The organism is Christiangramia aquimixticola (genome assembly GCF_048285835.1).
Classification (GTDB): Bacteria; Bacteroidota; Bacteroidia; order Flavobacteriales; family Flavobacteriaceae; genus Christiangramia; species Christiangramia aquimixticola.
Map to the genome: position 1 here is coordinate 173040 of NZ_JBLVTL010000001.1, position 19527 is coordinate 192566.

The following is a 19527-nucleotide window of genomic DNA, read 5'->3' on the forward strand; positions in this document are numbered from 1 at the left end:
CGGTTAAAGATCGAAGACAAGCCGGATTCAGACAAACGTTTGGACGACAGTATCAAAACGGCCATGTATCATGGGGAAGACAGCCTAATGATTCTGGACCAGGAAAGCGGTGAAGTGCGGTATTTTAGTAGAAACCTAATGTGTCCTACTACCGGAATTAGTTATCCAAGTCCCGAACCAAACAGTTTTTCCTTTAATTCCCCCAAAGGAGCATGTCCCAAGTGTAACGGAATTGGAAGTCTGCATCAGGTAAATATCAGCAAAATAATTCCGGATCCTAAGAAATCTATAAAAAGCGGAGGGCTTGAACCTCACGGGCCACAAAAGAAGAACTGGGTCTTTTCTCAGCTGGAATTAATTTCGGAAAGATTTAACTTCAGTCTTAACGATCCAATTAGCGACATTCCCAAAGAAGCACTTGATATGATCCTCTACGGAGGGAAAGAGAAATTTTCCAGAGAATCAAGTTCCCTTGGAATAACCAGAGATTTTAAAATAGATTTTGAAGGAGTGGCCAATTTCATTGAAGCCACTTATAAGAATAATGATTCAACTTCATTAAGGCGCTGGGCAAAAGAATATATGGATCAGGTGATCTGCCCGGAATGCGAGGGATCCAGATTAAAAAAAGAAGCGCTATACTTCAGGATAAATGGAAAGAATATTTCTGAACTGGCCCATATGGATATTACAGATCTTTATGAGTGGTTCGATAATATCGAGAAAGAACTTTCTGAAAAACAACTGAAGATAGCTGAAGAAGTTATTAAGGAAATTCGGGCTAGATTAAAGTTTCTCCTGGACGTAGGACTTACCTATCTTAATTTAAATCGCAGTTCAAAGTCACTTTCAGGTGGTGAGGCGCAGAGAATAAGACTTGCTACTCAAATTGGATCACAACTGGTAGGTGTTCTATATATTCTTGACGAACCAAGTATAGGTCTTCATCAGCGGGATAATGAGAAGCTTATAAATTCCCTGATTTCCTTACGGGATATAGGGAATACGGTGATCGTTGTAGAACATGATAAAGATATGATCGAACGTGCAGATCATGTTATCGATATTGGACCTCACGCCGGGAAACATGGAGGTGAGATAATTAGTGAAGGGACTCCTGCAGAGCTAATGCAGCACGAAACCCTCACTGCCCAGTATTTAAGTGGTAAAAAGAAAATAGAAATTCCTGAAAAACGACGCGCGGGTAATGGGAATTTTATTGAACTAAAGGGTGCAGAAGGAAACAACCTTAAAAAGGTAAACATCAAGATACCATTAGGTAAAATGATCGCAGTTACCGGGGTTTCAGGAAGTGGAAAATCCACTTTGATCAATGAGACCCTCTACCCTATTATGAACGCGCATTACTTTAATGGCGTAAAAAAGCCTCAGCCATACAAATCCATAAAAGGACTGGATCACATCGATAAAGTTATTGATATAAATCAAAGTCCTATTGGAAGGACTCCCCGCTCCAACCCTGCTACTTATACAGGGGTGTTTTCAGAAATAAGAAATTTGTTCGCTAAAACACCGGAATCTCTTATTCGCGGATATAAACCGGGAAGATTCAGCTTTAACGTAAAAGGCGGGAGATGTGAAACCTGTAAAGGTGGAGGATTAAGAGTAATAGAGATGAACTTCCTGCCAGATGTTTATGTAGAATGTGAAACCTGCCAGGGAAAACGGTTTAACCGGGAGACTCTTGAAATTCGATATAAAGGGAAATCTATTTCAGATATTTTGGAAATGACTATTAATGAAGCTACTCCCTTCTTTGAAAATATTCCAAAAATTTACAGAAAATTAAAAACTATTCAGGATGTTGGATTGGGCTATATCAGTCTGGGTCAGCAATCTACAACGCTTTCAGGAGGAGAAGCGCAGAGAATAAAACTTGCAACTGAATTATCAAAGCGTGATACCGGAAATACTTTCTATATATTAGACGAGCCAACCACAGGGTTGCACTTTGAAGATATTAGAGTGTTAATGGATGTATTAAACACGCTAACCAATAAAGGAAATACCGTCCTCATCATTGAACATAATATGGATGTAATCAAAATGGCTGACCATATTATTGACATTGGATACGAAGGCGGAAAAGGAGGTGGAAAGGTTGTCGCCACAGGAACTCCGGAAGAAATTATTAAAAATAAAAAAAGTTATACAGCCCGATTCCTCAAGAAGGAATTGAACTAATCTAATTAAGATGAAAACACATAATGCCAATAAGGCCTGGAACGAAATTAAAACAAACGATTCCTGGGCGATATTTAAAATAATGGGGGAATTTGTAAATGGCTACGAGAAATTAAGCCAGATTGGTCCTTGTGTATCCATATTTGGATCGGCTAGAACAAAGCCTGACATGAAATATTATAAACTTGCTGAAAAAGTTGCCAAGAAGATCGTAGATCATGGTTATGGAGTTATTACGGGTGGTGGTCCGGGGATTATGGAGGCCGGTAATAAAGGTGCTCATCTTGCAGGTGGAACCTCTGTAGGTTTAAATATTGAACTTCCATTTGAACAACACGATAACCCTTATATCGATAACGATAAGAGTCTTGATTTTGATTACTTCTTCGTTAGAAAGGTAATGTTCGTGAAATATTCTCAGGGATTTGTTGTAATGCCGGGGGGTTTTGGTACTCTTGACGAATTGTTTGAGGCAATTACTCTTATCCAGACCCATAAAATTGACAAGTTTCCAATTATTCTAGTTGGTTCTGAATTCTGGGGTGGTCTTGTAGATTGGATCAAATCTACCTTGCTGGATACCTTTGAAAACATTAGTGCCGCAGATATAGATTTGGTGCAGGTTGTGGATACTGAAGACGAAGTGATCGAAATTCTGGATCATTTCTATGATGAATACAATCTTAGTCCTAATTTCTAGTTAACGCTACAGCTGAAGGTATTAAACTTTGTTTATATTTAGCCCTGATTCCACATCGGTCTAAACTTAATACCAAATTGAAATACCTTCAGTTTTTCCTGTTATTCTTTTTTTTACCTGTATGGGCTTCTGCACAGAATTCCCTGGAGGTAAATGCTCAATTAATTGATAGTCTACACACCCTTAAAATTGAGCAGAAAATAACCTTTGTTAATACTGAACAAAGAGAACTTGTAAGTATATATCTCAACGATTGGAATAATGCTTTTAGTTCAAAAACTTCTCCTTTGGCAAAACGATTTGCCGAAGATTATGCCCGGCGTTTTCATTTTGCCAAAATTGAAGAGCGGGGATATACCAATATTCATAAGATTTCATCCAATAATGAGAAGCTTGTGTGGGACCGGCCTGGCGATGTGGCCGACCTGCTTAGAGTGGTGCTTGAGAAGCCATTAGCTCCCGGCGATTCCATTACCCTGGATCTTAGCTACGAGGTTAAAATTCCCGATGATAAATTCACCCGGTATGGGGTGGACGATGAAGGTAATTATAAACTCCGCTATTGGTACATTGTACCGGCTCCGCTGGATAATGGCTGGAAATTATACAGTCATAAGAATATAGGTTCCCAATTTGTAAAGCCTTATTCCATAAAAATAAACCTTGATCTCCCTACAGAGTTTTATGCTGCATCTGCATTGGACCTAAATAGAACTGTTACGAGAAAAGGTTTTAAAACCATCCATTTTTCCGGTGAAAACAGGGTAGAAAGTAAAATCTATCTCACCAAATCATTCATTTTTGAATCTATTAGCGCAAATTCCAATCAAGTTATCACCAATATTAAAGATGAGGATATTCAGAAGGAAATGAAATACAAGCTTCTGGATCGCGCAGTTGGTTTCCTTCATGAAAGATTAGGTTCTTACCCTAATAAAAACATTTTTGTAACCCAGGAAGATTATCTGGAAAGTCCAATTTATGGACTTAATCAGCTACCCGGTTTTTTGAGACCTTTCCCTGACGGGTTTCAGTATGATTTAAAGCTGTTTAAAACCATCACCAGTAATTATCTGGAGAATACACTATTTCTTAACCCGCGAACGGAGAAATGGGTAAATGATGCGATTCTTGTCTCGCTGCTTATCGATTATGTAGATACATATTATCCAAATATGAAATTAATAGGCAACCTGAGCGACATTATTGGGATTAGATGGTTCCATTTGGCCGATCTGGAATTTAACGATCAGTACCAGTTCCTGTATATGAATGTGGCACGGATGAATATTGATCAGTCTCTGGTAACCAGCCAGGATTCTTTGGTTAAATTCAATAAAAATATCGCCAATGCCTATAAAGCGGGAGTTGGAATCAAATATCTGGAAGAGTTTCTTGGAGACGAGACCGTTCAGACATCTATAGAAGAATTTTATAAGAATTACAGCCATAAACCGGTAACAGATAAAGATTTCATTAATGTCCTGGAAAAGAATTCAAAAAAGGATATTTCCTGGTTCTATAAGGATTACGTAGGGACAAATAAAAAGATCGATTTTAGAATTGATGGTGTCAAAAAAGATGGGGATTCCTTAAAAGTATTTATTAAAAACCTTCGGAATAACGACATGCCTATTAGCCTTTATGGACTAAAAGATGGCGAACCAATTTATAAAACCTGGGTAGAAAAGGTTAAAGACACCAAGACCGTTATTATCCCAAGAAAAGATATTCAGCGACTGGCCCTTAATTATGAAGGAAACATTCCGGAATTCAATCAGAGAAATAATTACGAGGGAGTTACCAAACTGTTGGATAAACCCATCCAATTCAGATTATTTCAGGATGTGGAAGATCCGCGATACAGCCAGATCTTCTTTATGCCAGAATTCGATTATAACCTGTATGATGGAATTTCGATTGGTCCAAAATTGTATAATAAAACGATCCTTAACAGGACCTTTAATTATTCCATTTCCCCAAAATATGGATTTACCAGCGAGACTCTGGTAGGGTCGGCATCATTTTATAATTCTCACCAGTTTGAGAATAAAGACCTTTTCCTTATCTATTATGGGATTGGTGGATCGCGATTTTCTTATGGGTATAATTTGTTTTATGAAAAATTCAGTCCGTTTTTAGTATTTGCATTCAGGAATTCTTATTTAAGAAGTAACGAGAATCAAAGACTGGTAATTCGTAATGTAAATGTTAACCGGGATCAAAATCCGGAGGCTCCCCTGCTCCAACCAGATTATAATATTCTCAACGTTAACTACAGGTACAGCAATCCAAACTTTTTAAAGCATTTATCGGCTTCTTTTGATTATCAACTATCAGATAAGTTCAGCAAAGTTTCTGTTACAGCCGAATATCGCAAGCTCTTTACCAATAACCGGCAGGTAAATCTTCGATTCTTTGGAGGAACCTTCCTGTATAACGATGCCATCTCCAATGATTACTTCAGTTTCGCGCTGGATAGGCCAACAGATTATCTTTTCGATTATAAATACTATGGACGAAGTCAGGGAAGCGGACTATTCAGCCAGCAAATCATAGTTGCTGAAGGTGGTTTCAAATCTCAGCTTCAGCCGGAATACGCCAATGAATGGCTAACTACCGTAAATGCCAGTACTAATATCTGGAAATGGATCTATGCCTATGGAGATGTAGGAGTAGTGAAAAACAAAGGTGTGAACGGCAAGCTTCTCTATGATTCTGGAATTAGAGTGAGCCTTGTCCAGGATTATTTCGAAGTTTTCTTCCCTGTTTATTCTAATCTTGGTTGGGAAATTGGCGAACCAGACTATGATCAGCGTATTAGATTCATCGTTGCCCTTGATTTAAACACTCTTGTTAGTCTCTTTACAAGACGCTGGTATTAAGCATTAAAATATCTTTCCCGGAAGCACCTTCTAATTTCGATATTATCAACGAATGACAACTTTATAGGTGGTTAATTTTGAAATAATTAACAAAAGAACGTTATAATTATATTATTATCATTTTTACTCAAATAATTTGAATTGTATTTAAAGATAGTTTTCGTTACATTTGTTACCATTCAAAATAATGTTCATGCAAAGCGAAACACAAACTGAAAATTCAATTTCATTTGATGAATTCAAATCTCAGGTACTTGAAGACTATCGTACTGCTGTAACCAGCAGGGAATGTAGTCTTTTAGGAAGAAGAGAAGTACTTACCGGGAAGGCGAAGTTCGGGATATTTGGAGATGGTAAGGAAGTACCCCAGCTGGCAATGGCAAAAGCCTTCAAGAATGGTGATTTTAGATCCGGTTATTACCGCGATCAAACCTTTATGATGGCGATCAATGAATTAACTCCGGAACAATTTTTTGCGGGTCTGTATGCAGATTCCAATATAGAAAACGAGCCAATGTCTGCCGGGAGACAAATGGGTGGGCATTTTATGACCCACAGTCTGGATGAGAATGGAGAATGGAAAAATTTAATGGAGCAAAAGAACTCCAGTTCAGATATTTCTCCCACAGCCGGTCAAATGCCAAGATTATTGGGATTGGCTCAGGCTTCCAAAATTTACAGAAATGTTGACGGTATTCCTGCAGCTAAATTTAGCGATAAGGGTAATGAGGTAGCCTGGGGAACCATTGGAAATGCCAGTACCAGTGAAGGTCATTTTTGGGAAACGATAAATGCCGCCGGTGTTTTACAGGTTCCTATGGTAATGAGCGTCTGGGATGATGAATATGGTATCTCTGTTCACGCAAGACATCAGACCACCAAAGAAAATATATCTGAGATCCTAAAAGGATTTCAACGTGATGAAGAAAACGATGGTTACGAGATCATTGTTGTAAAAGGCTGGGACTATCCTGCACTTGTAGATGCTTATGAAAAAGCATCGCAAATTGCAAGAAATGAACACTGCCCTGTACTTATTCATGTTATTGAACTTACCCAACCGCAGGGGCACTCTACTTCCGGATCGCACGAGCGTTATAAATCTGAAGAAAGATTAGCCTGGGAGAAGGAACATGATTGTAACCTACAGTTTAGGAAGTGGATTATTGAAAATAATTTCGCTACTTCAGATGAGCTTGAAACACTTGAGAAGGAAATCAAGAAAGAAATAAGAGGTGCTAAACATAATGCCTGGACAGCTTATCTAAAGCCGACATTAAAAAAGCAAAAGGAACTTGTGGCTATTCTACAGGAAGTAGAATCACAAAGCTCCAATGCCAACTTTATAAAAACACTGCGCAAAGAAGTTTCAGAAAATAGAGAGCCTCTAAAAAAGGATCTGGTTACTGCTGCAAGACAAAGTTTAAGATATCTTATTGGCGAAGATTCCTCTGCCAAGGAAAATCTTATTACGTGGTTGAATAATTTCGTGGAAGCTTGTGCTGATGATTACAGTTCTTACCTGTATAAGAAGGAAGAAATTTCGACTGAAGTTTTACCGGCTTATAGTGACGAAACTGAAGAAGTTGATGCTCGAATTGTTTTAAGAGACAATTTTGATACGATTTTCAGCAATCATCCAAACACTTTGATTTTTGGTGAAGATGCCGGAGAAATTGGTGATGTGAATCAGGGACTGGAAGGTCTGCAAAAGAAGTTTGGTGAATTCAGAGTTTCTGATGCGGGAATTCGAGAAGCTACCATTTTAGGTCAGGGAATTGGAATGGCCATGCGAGGTTTAAGACCAATCGCAGAGATCCAGTATCTGGATTATGTGATGTATTGCCTGCAGGGAATGACAGATGATCTTGCCACTCTACATTATCGTACCAAAGGAAAGCAAAAGGCACCGCTAATAGTTAGAACACGAGGTCACCGTCTGGAAGGGATATGGCATAGTGGCTCACAAATGGGTGGCCTGTTGAATCTATTACGCGGGATGTATGTTCTTGTTCCCCGTAATATGACCAAGGCTGCAGGATTCTATAACCACTTACTGGAACTTGACACCCCTGCTCTTGTGATCGAATGTCTTAATGGATACAGATTGAAAGAAAAGTTACCGGAAAATCTTGGAGAATTTAAAACTCCTATAGGGGTTACTGAAACTTTGACTGAAGGAACTGATATTACTCTGGTTTCTTATGGTTCAACTTTAAGAATTGTAGAAGAAGTTGCCAAACAACTTATGGAAGTCGACATTTCGGCTGAAGTTATAGACGTGCAATCCCTGCTTCCATTTGACAGGAACCATGACATTGTAAAAAGTGTGCAAAAGACCAATAGATTGCTTGTAATAGACGAAGATGTTCCCGGTGGAGCTTCGGCGTATATTTTGCAAAAGATCCTGGAGGAACAGAATGCATACCGTTATCTGGACAGTAAGCCTCAAACTCTTACTGCCAAAGAACATAGACCGGCTTATGGAACAGATGGGGATTATTTCTCCAAACCTTCTGCTGAAGATATCTTCGAAAAGGTTTATGGAATTATGCATGAAACCAACCCTAATAAGTATCCAAAATTGAGATAATTATAAACTGGATAATATTTTAAAGCCATGCACAACGCATGGCTTTTTTTATGCTTCCTTTAACCAGACCTTAAGAATCCTGAACAGTTTCTACCTTTATTAATTCGTAAATTAGAAATAAACTAAACGCAATGGATAAATATGTGGAAACCAAAGTGGAGGAGGTTATAAAAACCCATGAAGCTTCGGGTAAATATTTGGATGTAGATGGGATAAGGACGTTTTACCTGGACCGGGGAAAAGGAGAAACAGTTATTTGTATTCACGGGGTACCCACATCTTCATTTCTATACAGGAAAGTACTTAAGTCACTTGAGCAAAGAGGGATGCGTGGTATCTCCATAGATCTTCCCGGGCTTGGTTTGTCTGACCGGCCGGAAAATTTTGATTATGACTTTTATAATTTTGCCCGTCACCTAAAGAGAACCCTTCAAGAATTAAATATTGAAAAATATCATCTGGTTGTTCATGATATTGGCGGCCCCATAGGCTTTGCTTTGGCTGCAGAAAACAAGGAGAATATTCTTTCGTTGACGATCTTAAATACCATGATCGATATTCAGCATTTTAAGAAACCACTGGTGATGAGACCTTTTGAAAAGAAGATCCTTGGAGAAGCTGAACTCAAAAGCATTACCCACCAAACCTGGCCGGTAATGTTTAGCCAAATGGGGGTTAATTCCGCAAAACTTATTCCTTCTGAAGATATAAAAGCTTACGTGGACCTTTTAAAAAGCGAAGATAATGGAAAGGCTTTTCTAAAAATTATGCGAAACTTTAATCAAACCGAAAGCTTTCAGAAACTATGTTTCCGTGCATTGAATAACGTCCCCTATCCAATCCAGGCCGTATGGGGAGAAGATGATCCTGCTTTAACCTTTGAACATTTTAAAAGGGAGTTAATGGAATTAACAGATGTGGAAGAAATTCATTTACTGGATTCCAAACATCTTCTTCAGGAAGAAGTACCGGATGAGATCGCAGAAAAAATTTACGAATTCTCTCAAAAGAAAAATGGATCCTAAGGGATCCATTTTTTTTCAAAATTAGGTTTTCTTTTTTCCAGAAAGGCATTCCGTCCTTCTTTGGCTTCATCTGTCATATAAGCAAGCCTCGTAGCTTCACCTGCAAAAACCTGCTGTCCCACCATTCCATCATCGGTTAGGTTCATCGCAAACTTCAGCATTTTAATTGAAGTTGGTGATTTTGCCAGTATTTCCTGAGCCCATTCATAGGCTGTATCCTCTAATTCGTCATGGGGGATCACCGCATTCACCATACCCATTTCATAAGCTTCCTGAGCGGAGTAGTTTCTTCCTAAAAAGAATATTTCACGGGCCTTCTTCTGCCCTACCATCTTTGCAAGGTAGGCTGAACCGTAACCTGCGTCAAAACTTGTAACATCTGCATCTGTTTGCTTAAAAATAGCATGTTCCTTACTTGCTAAGGTAAGATCGCAAACCACATGTAAACTGTGACCTCCACCTACAGCCCATCCGGGAACCACACAAATCACTGCTTTTGGCATAAACCTGATAAGACGTTGTACTTCAAGGATATTTAGGCGATGATATCCATCTTCACCCACATAGCCCTGGTGACCTCTGGCCTTCTGGTCTCCACCACTGCAAAATGCCCATTTTCCATCTTTAGTGGATGGACCTTCAGCAGATAATAAAACTACTCCAATGGAAGTATCTTCATGCGCATCCTGAAAGGCATTTAAAAGCTCAGATGTTGTTTTAGGCCTGAAAGCATTTCTTACATCAGGGCGGTTAAAAGCAATCCTGGCGACACCATTGGCTTTTTTATAAGTAATGTCTTCGTATTCTTTTACTGTTTTCCAGTCGATATTTGACATGATTTTATATTTTGAAAGTAAAAATAAAGCTTTTCCCTTCATTTCAGAAAAGGAAATAAAAAAGCCTGCTACTAAAGTAACAGGCTTCTATAATTAAGAGAGATCTTAATTCATATATTTTGCCATAAGTGGCTGAAGTTCCATTCCCCAGGCCTGACCTATTTCCATTCCTTTTCTGGTGATTTCAGGAGTAAGCTCTACCATCTTCTCTCCTACCGGAGTTGCATAGAAAGCAAGGATTTTATCTAATTCAGCTTCAGTAAAACTTTCAGTGTAAATCACTGCCATTTTCTTATAAAGTCCTTTAGTACTTTCTGCCAGTTCTTTTTTAAATGCTTCTCTTTTATCTTCAGCAACCATATTCACAATCGGTTCTGTCATTATTTCAAACTGCTGTCCGGAAGTTAGCTCGATTAGTTTAATAGCCTTCTTCTCTTCAGCAGACATTGCTTCCTGTGAAAATGAGTTAAAGCTTAAAAAGGCAATACTAAGGGTTAAAAGTATTTTTTTCATAATTAATTAAGAATGTATAATTTGAGGTGAAAATAAACCAATAAGTTCAATCGGGATCAGGATGCTTTAATAATTTTCTCAAATTATTCTTATTTCTTTGAGCCTAAAAGATTTAGTTTGCACTGTTTTTGATATAGTTTTTAAAAATAAAATTATGAATATCCGGTTTTTACTTGTTCTACTTTTTCTAAGCTCAGGCCTTACTGCGCAGGAATACTGGAATAAGGAGGATTTTGAAATTGGAAATCGCGGGATAGAAAATACCTGGAGGGAGTTTAGTTTTAACTGGCAGGCACCCTCTTCCTTTAACCTTCCTGATGGATCTTTTCTGCATTTAAAGGATCAATTTCAAAAAGATGAAGTTGATATGCTGGCCGTGATTAATAAATCTAACCGGAATAAAATAAAAATGGAAGTCGATCTGGGATCTCCTTTACCTCAACAAAAGAGAGAAAAAAAGGTGCTTCAGGTAACTGGAAATGTAAGCTCAAGAGATAAGGACGATGTTTTCGCCAATCCTTATTTCTATAATCCATTTTTAAATAATTATATACAGCGTGGTTATGGCACAAGAAGATATTCCAGTCCTTATAATTACAATTATTAAGCTTCTTCCTTAAGTACGATCCCGTCTTCCTTGATTTCGATCTGCCTGTTCTTATAAAGATTACCAATAGCTTTCTTAAAGCTTTTTTTACTCATTTGAAGGCGGTTCTTGATATCATCAGGATTGGATTTATCTGTAAGATCTATAAATCCGCCGGAAGCCTCCAGTTTATCCAGGATTTTCTGAGCATTAGGTTCAATGCTTCTATAACCCGGTCTTTGCAGCATTAGGTCGATCTTGTTATCTTCCCTAATCTTTTTAATGAAACCTTTAACTGAATCTCCGATCTTAAGTTTTTTAAAGACCTCGTCATGGTAGATCAAGCCTAAGTGAAGTTGATTAATTATCGCGTTAAAACCAAGATCTGTTTCGTTGCTAATTAGCAAATCAACTTCCTCAAATGGTTCTACGGTTAATTCGCTATTGTCCAGAAAAGCGTGTACTTTTGAAGATGCTGCAAGCCTTTGGGTTTCCAGGTCTAAATAACAGAAAACAAGGTATTCCTGGCCTTTTTGCATAGGGATCACCTGTTCTTTAAAAGGAACAAAAAGATGTTTCTCCAATCCCCAGTCTAAAAAAGCTCCAAATTTACTAACCTCAACACACATAAGTTTTCCAAATTGATCCAATTTGATCTTTGGAGTTAAGGTTGTTGCCACAGGTCGCTCTTCATGATCCAGATAAACAAAGACTTTTATCTTATCGTGTACCATCCAGGTTTCCGGCACATATTTATTAGGTAAAAGGACTTCATCTCCCTCATCATTTTCGAGGTAAATCCCGTGCTCACTCTCTCGAATAATTATTAAATCATGAAATTCTCCTAACTGGATCATATAGTAAATTTTTTAGCCTACAAAGATAAGCTTATCCTACAACAAAAAAATCCGTTTGTACATTTATCATACAAACGGATTAGTAATAAAAAATAATGGGTTATTTGTAAAGACTTTCTTTTCCAAAATGTTTGGTAAGCAAGTAGTACATTACCACCCGGTATTTGTTACGGTTAGATCTTCCATACTTATCAAAAACCTGATTGATCGCGTCATCTGCTTTCCCTTCATCACTGATCCCAAGTTTTTTCATCACGAAGTTTTTCTTTACAGTTTCAACTTCAGATTTACTGGATGAAGAAACCGTTTCAGCATCAGCATTATAAATACTGGGCCCCATGGAAGTGGCGATCTTACGCAAAAGATCCACATCCGGGTTATCTTCTCCAATTTTAGATTTCAGGTCATCCAGGTATTGACCAACCTTTTCATCAAGTTTACTCATAATCGATATTTTAAGTTGTTAGTTGCTGTAATATAACGATTATCGGTAAAATAAGTTATACCCTAATGTTTAAGATTTTATAAAATTGAAATATTCCAGTAATACTTCATCGTTGATTTTGCGCGGAGTAAAAATTTCCAGCAGCTTAGGCGCGTTGCTTTCTTCAAAAAATCCAGAGAGATTTTCTTTGATCTCATTTTCTGAAGCAGCCTTTAAATACTCAATCCCGTAAAGCTCACAAACAGGTTTTGCTTGCAGATCATGTACAGTTTCAAAATATTTTTCAAAATTCTCTGAATCTTTATTTCCCGGAAGAATTCTGAAGATACCTCCTCCACTGTTATTCAAAACAATGATCCTGAAATTTTTCGGGATATGATTATTCCACAGCGCATTACTGTCATAAAAGAAACTAAGATCTCCGGTTATAAGCAAAACAGGATCTTTTGAAGCAACCGCGGCCCCAACAGCGGTAGACACACTTCCATCAATTCCACTGGTCCCACGATTACAAAAAATCTTTAAACTATGGTCCCACTCAAACAGCTGGGCGTAGCGAATTGTGGAGCTATTTGCAAAATGTACAATGCTATGGTGCGGAACCTCAGGAACTATCAATTGCATGGCCTTAAGATCTGAATATTGAATTTCATCCATATAATCCTCGTGCCTTTCCTGCCTCCTGTTCTTTACTTCTTTCCAGTATGTACCGTAATTACTCTCAATACTTTGGGTTAATGGAAGGAAATTAGTGAAGAATGAATTTACATCTGTCTCAAAATGTTTATTTAAGCAAAAGAAGGTATTGTAAGCTTTTTTGGAATCAACATGCCAGTGATGAACAGGGTTATAATTTCTAAGGAAACTCTTGATCTTTTTGGAAACGATCATTCCTCCAAAGGTCAATAGAATGTCCGGCTGGAGTTTTTTAAATAATTCAGCTCTATTCTCATCTTTTTCAATAGGACCAATTAAAGTATCAATCCGAGTAAAAAATTCCTCCTGATGAATATTTGAAGTAGTTTCGGTTAAAACAATAACGCTGGGATCTTCGGCTAATTTTTCCAGAAATTCCTGCTCGATAGTGTTTGGTTGAGCCACTCCTACAATGATCATTTTTCTCTTCGCCCTGTTCCATTCTTCCGCGTAAAGACTTAGCTGATTTTTAGTATAATTCCGTTCTTTAATTTCAGGAAATATCTGCAGAGGATCAACTTTAATATTCTCTACTGTATCATATAAAGGCTCATAGAAAGGAACATTGATATGCACCGGACCTTTTTCCTCAATTGCCTTGTTCAAAGCCAGGTTAACCTCACGCTCATTATGTTTTCTGGCCTCGAATTGTTTTTGCTGAAGCTTGACATCATCAGATTCCTTTTCCAGAACCAGTTCTGAGTAAAGGTTTGCCGAATATAGAATATGGTTTTCAAACACGTTCTTTTGACGTATCGTTTGGCCATCACCAATATCGATACGTTCCACGGGCCTATCTGCCGAAATAACAACTAATGGAATATCGCTGTAAAAAGCTTCGGCGATAGCCGGATAATAATTTAGTAAGGCTGAACCGGAAGTACAAACCAAAGCAACAGGCTTATTTAACTGTTGAGCGAGACCAAGTGCAAAAAATGCGGCACATCTTTCATCTACAATGCTGTACGGCGTGATATCGTCGTGATGAGTAAAGCCAATTGTTAAGGGGGCATTCCTGGAACCAGGAGAAATTACCACATGCTTAATATCTTTGGCTACACATAAGGCCACAACAGAGCGGGCTACAGGAATTTTAGAATACTTCATACAAGCTCAAAATTACAATTTACAGGCAATTTTCTTAGTTCTTTTCGAGCTTATTTAACAAGGACAGATTTCATTATTTGTGATTTATTGACCGTTTCCATCCATTCTTCTGCTGCATTAGAATCTTTGGTAATTCCACCTCCCACAAAAATGCGGGCTTTTCCATTTACCAATTTCATACAACGGAGATTTACAAAAAGATCAGATCTTTTCGATATTGCTCCAAATTGTTGATTCTCCTGATTCCTTCGGTTAGAATTTCTTTTAACCTCTGTTTTATAATTAATCTCCCCCAAATAACCGGTATAATATTCCCGCTGGAATTTTTCATGGGACTTTATAAAATTAAAGGCTTGTTCCCGGGGCAGTCCGCAAACCGCGGGGGTTGGATGTAAGGCTTCTATGATACCTTTAAGGTCGCCCGGAGTATTCATACTTCCGGTAATTTCAGTGCAAATGTGCAGCAATTTCCCAGCTTTGGAGGTAAATGGTTTACCGGCTGTGATGGTTTTCACTTCTTCCTTTTTTTCCAGGGATTCCAGAATATAGTCAGTAACAAATAATTGCTCCTCAATCTCTTTCTGTCTCCATTCAACTTCAGCAGAACCTTTATCAACCTGAGTTCCGGCGAGCGCCATGGTTTTAAACTTTGTCCTTTCAGTACGGATGAGCCTTTCCGGAGTGGCGCCCATCCAGATTCCGGTTTCGGGATGAAACCATAAATAAACAAAAGCCTGAGGGTATTTTTGAATCAAATTTTTATAAATCCTGAAAGGATCTGGATCGTGCACACTTACCTCCTCGCTACGGGCCAGCACTACCTTTTTTAAGTCTCCGGTCTTTATTGCGTCAATACCTTTTTGAACCAGGATCTCATGTTCTTTTTGATCGGTTTCCCGGAATTCAAAGTCAAGGAACTCATCGGGAATATTGGCTTCCTTATTATCTTCTTCCCGAACTTCTGTCCTGAACTCTTTGACATCAGAATGTGCAGCCGGGATAAGGTAAGCGGTATCCTTCGAATCAAAAGGTGCAAAAATAAAGCCTTCAGCTTCGGTTAAATTTGCCTCAAAATTTTGAGAATCATTCTGAACTATTGCTTTAGAAAAAGACTCTCCCGGTTTTTTGTAAACCACAAAGGGTAATTTATTATTCAGCTGTGTTTTTAACTCCTCAAATATTTCTACTGAACTCTTCATTATTTAGCTTTTGGGAGAGACAATGTGGTTAATTTTACAAGAGAAATAAGATTTTCGGCTTCATCTGTGATTCTTATTTCAAGAAGTTGAGTAGTTCTGCCTTTATGAATGAAGGAAGCTTTGGCATACACCCAGCCTTCCCTTATACTTTTTAAATGATTTGCTGAAATTTCTATACCTCTAACCATAAATTTTTCGGCATCCAGAAAAATATAGCTGGCCAGGCTCCCCACACTTTCTGCCAATGCAACGCTGGCACCACCGTGCAATACCCCATCAGGTTGATGCACTCTGGAATTAACCGGCATTTTAGCAATGAGATAATCCTCTCCTACCTCGGTGAACTCAATTTCCAGAGTTTCCATCAGAGTATTTTTACATATTTTTTTAGAAAGCTGAAGCAATTCTTCCTTCGTCATCATTGAAAAGATTGGTTTCTTTGTAAAAGTACAAAACAGCAAATAACCATGAGCAATGAGAAAAAGCTTTCTTATACTATTTATAACACCTATTCTACCTTAAATGAAAAAACATCCCGCACCAAAACGGTATGGCTGGTTTTTCATGGCATAGGATATCTTAGCCGGTATTTTTTGAAATACTTTAAACATCTGGATCCCGAAGAGAATTATATTATCGCACCTCAGGCCCAGTCCAAGTATTATCTTAATGGTGAATACAGGCATGTGGGTGCATCATGGCTTACCAAAGAAAATCTTGATATGGAGATTGAAAATGTGCTTAATTACCTTGATGCAGTCTATAAAGTTGAGAATTTAGCCGAAGCTCCCAACCTGAATATTCTTGGATATTCACAAGGGTTTCTATTGCTGCAAGATTCATAGCCCGGAGGCAAATTAAATGTAATCATTGTATCATGCATTCCGGTAAATTACCCGGTGAATTAACTGCTGAAGATTTTCAGTTTTTGAAGGACACAAAATTTTCTTTTATTTATGGAACTGAAGACCAATACCTGAAACCTGGGATCATTGAACAGGAGAAAAACCGACTTAAGCATTTATTCCCGGAAAATCTGGAGATCATTTCTTTTAAAGGAGGCCACGAAGTTAAAAAGGAAATAATTTCAAATTTTGCCTAGACATTTCTATTCGAATTGAAGAGTATATTTATTTTAGGATCCAATTATAAATTACAAATAGCTACCAGCTTGTATGAAGAAAAAATCTTCATTTAGATCATTTTTAAAAACCATAGGCCCGGGATTTCTCCTTGCAGGAGCTGCCATAGGTGTTTCGCATTTGGTACAGGCCACCCGTGCTGGAGCCGATTATGGTTTTATCTTGCTTTGGGTACTCATTCTGGCTTGTATTACCAAATATCCTTTTCTTGAATTTGGTCCCAGATACGCCGCCGGAACCGGTGATCATCTGGTAACAGGTTACAGAAAACTTGGAAAAATACCTTACAGACTCTTCTCCTTAATTACCGTTGGAAGCATGTTCATTATACAGGCAGCTGTTACCATAGTTACAGCCGGGCTGAGTGAAAAACTATTTCAAATGGGTTGGTCCATCTTTACCTGGAGCTTTGTGATATTAGGAATTTGCATTGCCCTATTATTAATAGGAAAGTATCCGGCCCTGGACAAAACAATGAAAATCATTGTAAGCCTATTGGGTCTTGCAACACTAACTGCAGTTTTTCTGGCTTTTGGCGACGGTAGAATGGAAAACGCCCTCTCACAGGAGATCCCGGAGATCTGGAATAAAGCAGGGATTGCATTTATTATCTCGTTTATGGGTTGGATGCCCATTCCTCTTGACGCATCGGTTTGGCACTCCTTCTGGACCAAAGAAAAGGGTCTTGAGAACAAAAAAAGAACCAGTATTAAAGAAGCTTTTACCGATTTTAATATTGGCTATTTCGCAGCGGCCATAATAGGGTTGCTTTTCTTTTTAATGGGGGTTTTGATCATGTTTGGAAGCGGAACCGAATTTTCGGGGAATGCCGTAGCCTTCTCTGCACAACTTATCGACCTCTATGGCTCATCGTTGGGTAGCTGGAGTAAACCTCTTATCGCCGTGGCAGCTTTAATAGCTATGTTCTCCACAACTCTGGCGGTAACAGATGCTTTTCCACGGGTAATCTCAGAGCTTTTTATGGAAAACAAGGCAACAAAAAAAATTGCCTCCAAATGGAAAATTTACCGGTTTCATATATTTCTAATTCCTGCGCTCTCTTTATTAATCCTGTATTTTTTCACAGCATCCTTTACAGTACTTGTAGATTTTGCAACCGCCTTATCTTTTCTATCGGCGCCTATAATAGCCTGGTTTAATTATAAACTTGTAACCGGTGATCATATGAAACAAGCAGACAGGCCCGGCAAACCTTACCGAATATTCAGCCTAATATGTTTATTTATCCTGATGATCTTTAATGTTGCTTACCTGCTTTCTATTTTCAATATTCTTTAACCCATTGAATTAGTAACAATTATTTAATTTTAAAAATATCTCTACTTCGTTATAATTCTGGATATTTGACGATATCTATACGACGAGATGTTCCAGATTCTCCTTCCTGCCTATAGGCTCTAAATACAGATCGCATCCATTATTATTTCCTCCTTATTTTATTTAAGAATAACCTGCACTTAACATTGGGGTAACATTAGAGTTGGTTATTTGCAGAGACAAAAAACAAACAGGTAATGAAATTATTTAAATGGCAATTAGTGGTTGCTTTTCTTACAGTAACCGTTTTTAGTGCAAACGCACAGGAAATCACCGAAAACACATTCGGGAAAGGACTAGTAAACGTTGTAGCAAAAGATAGTTCTTACAGCTTAAAATTTGCTGCAAGATTTCAATCACTTTTTACCAGTGACTGGGATTTCCCGGGTAACGAAAATATTGGAAACGGGGAATCGAATTTCCTTATTAGAAGAGCACGTTTAAAATTTGAAGGTTTTGCCTATTCTCCAAAATTGAGATATAAAATGGAGCTGGGTCTTTCCAACCGCGATATTTCTGGAGCTTCAGTATATACACATGATGCGCCTCGCTATATTCTTGACGCGGTAATAAAGTGGAATTTTTATGAAAACTTCGATCTATGGGTTGGTCAAACTAAACTTCCTGGGAACAGAGAGCGAATTATCTCTTCCGGAAACATGCAAACCGTAGACAGATCCCTTGTAAACAGCGTGTTTAATGTTGACCGTGAAATGGGAGTTCAGCTTCACCACAGTATCGACCTTGGAAATGATATTTTAATCAAGGAATCTGTTGCTTTCACTCAGGGAGAAGGAAGAAACGTGACCAGAGGAAATATTGGTGGTCACCATTTTACTGCGAGAGCTGAAGTTTATCCTTTTGGAGATTTTAAGGCTTATTCCGGTGCCGACCTTGAGAGAGAACAAACTCCAAAACTTGCCATAGGTGCTGCTTATAGCCATAATGGAAATGCAGTGAAGTCTGAATCTAATTCTGGCTCTTACATGGAAAATGACCTTGGATTCTATGAAACAGATATCGAAACTTTCTTTGTTGATGCAATGTTCAAGTACAAAGGCTTTTCAGCAATGGCAGAATATGCCGACAGATCTGCCGATGCACCAATCGCAAGAAATTCTGATGGAACCCGTACCGGAGATGTTGTAGAGGTTGGAAATGGTTTCAATATGCAAGCTGGGTATCTTTTCAAAAACAACTACGAAGTTGTTGGAAGATATACAACCATAGACCTTGATGAAAATATTACCGGAGAGGGAGTTCATAACCAGTATACTCTTGGACTTTCGAAATACATCGTTGGACATAAGCTAAAAGTTCAAACAGATGTTAGTTGGAATGATTTTTCAGATAACATGGACAATAGCCTGATGTACAGATTACAGGTAGATATTCACTTT

The 19527-nt window shown here is 38.2% G+C and carries 17 protein-coding genes; 10 read left to right on the top strand and 7 right to left on the bottom strand.

The annotated features are described in order from the left end of the window. From uvrA to ACNKXV_RS00750, 5 genes are all read left to right on the top strand, one after another. The coding region (gene uvrA, locus ACNKXV_RS00730; RefSeq protein ID WP_417905785.1) for an excinuclease ABC subunit UvrA at positions 1 to 2205 on the top strand (2205 nt) is incomplete at its 5' end. A 10-nt stretch (positions 2206 to 2215) separates the two neighbouring features. Continuing rightward, positions 2216 to 2905 carry an LOG family protein gene (locus ACNKXV_RS00735; RefSeq protein ID WP_417905786.1) on the top strand — a complete coding sequence of 230 codons (690 nt, stop codon included), beginning with the start codon at positions 2216 to 2218 and terminating at the stop codon, positions 2903 to 2905. Positions 2906 to 2982: 77 nt separating this feature from the next. Then, on the top strand, positions 2983 to 5790 hold the full coding sequence (locus ACNKXV_RS00740; RefSeq protein WP_417905787.1) for a metalloprotease: 2808 nt from the start codon (positions 2983 to 2985) through the stop codon (positions 5788 to 5790). A gap of 193 nt (positions 5791 to 5983) precedes the next feature. Continuing rightward, positions 5984 to 8383: an alpha-ketoacid dehydrogenase subunit alpha/beta gene (locus ACNKXV_RS00745; protein ID WP_417905788.1), complete on the top strand. Its 2400-nt coding sequence runs from the start codon at positions 5984 to 5986 to the stop codon at positions 8381 to 8383. 131 nt (positions 8384 to 8514) lie between these two features. Further along, positions 8515 to 9408 carry an alpha/beta fold hydrolase gene (locus ACNKXV_RS00750; protein WP_417905789.1) on the top strand — a complete coding sequence of 298 codons (894 nt, stop codon included), beginning with the start codon at positions 8515 to 8517 and terminating at the stop codon, positions 9406 to 9408. Here ACNKXV_RS00750 and ACNKXV_RS00755 read toward each other — a convergent pair. Both ACNKXV_RS00755 and ACNKXV_RS00760 read right to left on the bottom strand, forming a co-directional pair. Further along, complete coding sequence (locus tag ACNKXV_RS00755; RefSeq protein ID WP_417905790.1) at positions 9405 to 10244, bottom strand: 1,4-dihydroxy-2-naphthoyl-CoA synthase; 840 nt, start codon at positions 10242 to 10244, stop codon at positions 9405 to 9407. The two genes, ACNKXV_RS00750 and ACNKXV_RS00755, sit on opposite strands and share 4 nt — an antisense overlap. Positions 10245 to 10349: 105 nt before the next feature. Then, positions 10350 to 10757 carry a DUF2059 domain-containing protein gene (locus ACNKXV_RS00760; protein ID WP_417905791.1) on the bottom strand — a complete coding sequence of 136 codons (408 nt, stop codon included), beginning with the start codon at positions 10755 to 10757 and terminating at the stop codon, positions 10350 to 10352. A gap of 154 nt (positions 10758 to 10911) precedes the next feature. Between ACNKXV_RS00760 and ACNKXV_RS00765 the strand changes: the two genes are divergently transcribed. Further along, positions 10912 to 11364 (top strand): hypothetical protein, encoded by a 453-nt coding sequence (locus ACNKXV_RS00765; RefSeq protein ID WP_417905792.1) that lies wholly within the window; start codon positions 10912 to 10914, stop codon positions 11362 to 11364. On the opposite strand, the gene ACNKXV_RS00770 is transcribed toward ACNKXV_RS00765, so the two are convergent. The 5 genes from ACNKXV_RS00770 to ACNKXV_RS00790 all read right to left on the bottom strand — a co-directional run bounded on the left by ACNKXV_RS00770 (position 11361) and on the right by ACNKXV_RS00790 (position 16066). Then, positions 11361 to 12200, bottom strand: coding sequence for a CvfB family protein (locus ACNKXV_RS00770; RefSeq protein WP_417905793.1), 840 nt, complete (start codon positions 12198 to 12200; stop codon positions 11361 to 11363). The two genes, ACNKXV_RS00765 and ACNKXV_RS00770, sit on opposite strands and share 4 nt — an antisense overlap. A 100-nt stretch (positions 12201 to 12300) precedes the next feature. Continuing rightward, the gene (locus tag ACNKXV_RS00775; protein ID WP_417905794.1) at positions 12301 to 12645 is read right to left on the bottom strand and encodes a DUF2853 family protein; all 345 of its coding nucleotides are present in this window, start codon (positions 12643 to 12645) and stop codon (positions 12301 to 12303) included. A gap of 69 nt (positions 12646 to 12714) precedes the next feature. Next, positions 12715 to 14448, bottom strand: a complete 1734-nt coding sequence (menD, locus tag ACNKXV_RS00780) for a 2-succinyl-5-enolpyruvyl-6-hydroxy-3-cyclohexene-1-carboxylic-acid synthase (protein ID WP_417905795.1) — start codon at positions 14446 to 14448, stop codon at positions 12715 to 12717. A 50-nt stretch (positions 14449 to 14498) separates the two neighbouring features. Then, the gene (locus ACNKXV_RS00785) at positions 14499 to 15647 is read right to left on the bottom strand and encodes a chorismate-binding protein (protein WP_417905796.1); all 1149 of its coding nucleotides are present in this window, start codon (positions 15645 to 15647) and stop codon (positions 14499 to 14501) included. Further along, positions 15647 to 16066: a PaaI family thioesterase gene (locus tag ACNKXV_RS00790; protein ID WP_417906332.1), complete on the bottom strand. Its 420-nt coding sequence runs from the start codon at positions 16064 to 16066 to the stop codon at positions 15647 to 15649. Before ACNKXV_RS00790 ends, ACNKXV_RS00785 begins: the two co-directional genes overlap by 1 nt. A gap of 48 nt (positions 16067 to 16114) precedes the next feature. Between ACNKXV_RS00790 and ACNKXV_RS00795 the strand changes: the two genes are divergently transcribed. From ACNKXV_RS00795 to ACNKXV_RS00810, 4 genes are all read left to right on the top strand, one after another. Beyond that, positions 16115 to 16492 carry an alpha/beta hydrolase gene (locus ACNKXV_RS00795; RefSeq protein ID WP_417905797.1) on the top strand — a complete coding sequence of 126 codons (378 nt, stop codon included), beginning with the start codon at positions 16115 to 16117 and terminating at the stop codon, positions 16490 to 16492. Positions 16493 to 16524: 32 nt separating this feature from the next. After that, positions 16525 to 16749 (top strand): alpha/beta hydrolase, encoded by a 225-nt coding sequence (locus ACNKXV_RS00800; protein ID WP_417905798.1) that lies wholly within the window; start codon positions 16525 to 16527, stop codon positions 16747 to 16749. Between the two features lie 73 nt (positions 16750 to 16822). Further along, positions 16823 to 18088 carry an Nramp family divalent metal transporter gene (locus tag ACNKXV_RS00805; protein WP_417905799.1) on the top strand — a complete coding sequence of 422 codons (1266 nt, stop codon included), beginning with the start codon at positions 16823 to 16825 and terminating at the stop codon, positions 18086 to 18088. A gap of 236 nt (positions 18089 to 18324) precedes the next feature. Continuing rightward, positions 18325 to 19527: porin (locus ACNKXV_RS00810; RefSeq protein WP_417905800.1), on the top strand; the 1203-nt coding region annotated here is incomplete at its 3' end.